General features: G+C 70.0%; 1 protein-coding gene. It reads left to right on the top strand.

Annotated elements, in window-relative coordinates:
- Window positions 1–2,399, top strand: a 2,399-nt coding sequence (locus LXT23_RS49455) for a condensation domain-containing protein (protein WP_253987552.1), incomplete at both ends; no start/stop codon positions are given.

Below are 2,399 nucleotides of genomic sequence, written 5' to 3'. Positions count from 1 at the left end.
GCAACCCGCGCTCGTCCCCGTGGAGCGCACGCAGGCCCTGCCGCTGTCCTTCGCTCAGCAGCGCCTCTGGTTCCTGGACCAGCTCCAGCCGGGAAGCGCCTTCTACAACATCCCCTGGGCGCTGAAGCTCAACGGCACGCTGGAGGTCGCGGCCCTGGGAAGCGCACTGCGTGCGCTCGTGCAGCGGCACGAAGCGCTGCGCACGACCTTCGTGGTGCGAGACAGCGAGCCCACGCAGGTCATCCAGACCGAAGCCCGGCTGGAGCTGCCGGTGGTGGACCTCAGCGGGATGGACTCTGCTCGCCGGGACGAGGAAGCGAAGCGACTGGCGCACGAAGAAGCGCAGCGCCCGTTCGACCTCGCGCAGGGACCGCTGGTGCGCACCACGCTGGTGCGTCTGGCTCCCGAGCAGCACCTGCTGCTGGTGACGCTGCACCACATCGTCTCGGACGGCTGGTCCATTGCCGTCATGGTGCGAGAGCTGGGCGCCTACTACCGCCAGTTCACCGGCGGCGAGTCCGCCGCACTCGCGCCCCTCCCCGTGCAGTACGCGGACTACTCGGTGTGGCAGCGGCATTGGCTGCAGGGCGACGTGCTGAAGCAAGAGCTGGGCTGGTGGCGCCAGCAACTGGCTGGCGCGCCCGCCGCGCTGGAGCTGCCCACGGATCGCCCGCGCCCCGCGCTGCAGACGTACCGGGGCCGGACGCTGTCCATTCCGCTGCCGCGTGAGCTGAGTGACGCGGTCAAGACACTGGCCCAGCGTGAGGGCGCCACGCCCTTCATGGTGGTGCTGGCGACGTGGCAGCTGCTGCTCTCGCGCTACTCCGGGCAGGATGACATCTCGGTGGGCATGCCCATCGCCAACCGCAACCGGGCGGAGGTCGAAGGCCTCATCGGCTTCTTCGTCAACACCCTGGTGGTGCGCGCGAGCATCGACAGCCGCCAGTCCTTCCGCGAACTGCTGGCTCAGGTGAGGGAGCGCACGCTCTCCGCCTACGAGCACCAGGACGTCCCATTCGAGAAGCTCGTCGAGGAACTGCAGCCGCAGCGAGACCTGAGCCGCAGCCCCCTCTTCCAGGTCAGCCTCACCTTCCAGAACGCGCCGGGCGAGGCGCTGAAGCTGCCCGGACTGGAGCTGGAGCTGCTGCCCTCCCAGTCGGAGGCAGCGAAGTTCGATCTCGACCTCGGCATGGATGAGGTGGAGGGCGGCCTGACGGGCTCGCTCAACTACAACACCGACCTCTTCGACGCTGCCACCGCTGAGCGGCTGGCACGGCACTTCCGCGTGCTGCTGGAGGCTGTCACCGCGGATGTGCGGCGCCCGCTCTGGCAGCTCGACCTGCTGACCGCCGAGGAGCGCCAGCAGCTGCTGGTGGACTTCCGTGGCCGTCACGAGACGTACCCGCGTGACGTGAGCCTGCATGCGCTCATCGAGGCGCAGGTGCAGCGCACGCCGGAAGCGGAGGCCATCCGCTTCGAAGACGAAGCTCTCACCTACGCGCAGCTCGACGCTCGCGCCAACCAGCTCGCCCACCACCTGCGCTCGCTGGGCGTCGGACCCGAGTCCCTCGTCGGCGTCTGCCTCGAGCGCTCCCTGGAGATGGTCGTCGCCCTCGTCGGCGTCCTCAAGTCCGGCGCCGCCTACGTCCCCATGGACCCGGCCTACCCGCGCGAGCGCCTCGCGTGGATGCTCGAGGACACCGCCGCGCCCGTCATCCTGACGCAGGAGCGTCTCACCTCCGTCCTCCCGCCGCACGACGCGAAGGTCCTCTGCCTCGACACGCAGTGGGACTCCGTCGCTTCCCAGCCGACCTCCCGCCCCGTGCCACTGGCCGGCCCCGAGGCCCTGGCCTACGTCATCTTCACCTCCGGCTCCACCGGCCGCCCCAAGGGCGCGATGAATGCCCACCAGGGCGTCGTCAATCGCCTCCTCTGGATGCAGCAGCAGTACGGCCTCTCCGCTGCGGACACGGTGCTCCAGAAGACGCCCTTCAGCTTCGACGTCTCCGTCTGGGAGTTCTTCTGGCCTCTCATGACGGGCGCTCGCATGGTGCTCGCCCGTCCCGGGGGCCACCAGGACCCGACGTACCTCGTGCGCCTCATGGCCGACGAGCGCGTCACCACCGCCCACTTCGTCCCCTCCATGCTCCGCGCCTTCGTCGAGGAGCCGGGCCTGGAGTCCCTCGCCCACCTGCGCCGCGTCGTCTGCAGCGGCGAAGCCCTGCCCGCGGACCTCGTCAACAAGGCCCACGCGCGCCTTCCTGTCGCGGGCGTCCACAACCTCTACGGCCCCACCGAGGCCGCCGTCGACGTCACGTACTGGGAGTGCCCGCGCGGCGAAGTGCTGCGCAGCGTCCCCATCGGCCGCCCCGTCGCCAACACCCGCATCCACATCCTCG

It is taken from the genome of Pyxidicoccus xibeiensis (genome assembly GCF_024198175.1).
Classification (GTDB): domain Bacteria; phylum Myxococcota; class Myxococcia; order Myxococcales; family Myxococcaceae; genus Myxococcus; species Myxococcus xibeiensis.
The sequence above is the reverse complement of the archived record's forward strand: the minus strand, read 5'-3'. Positions and strand labels throughout refer to the sequence as shown.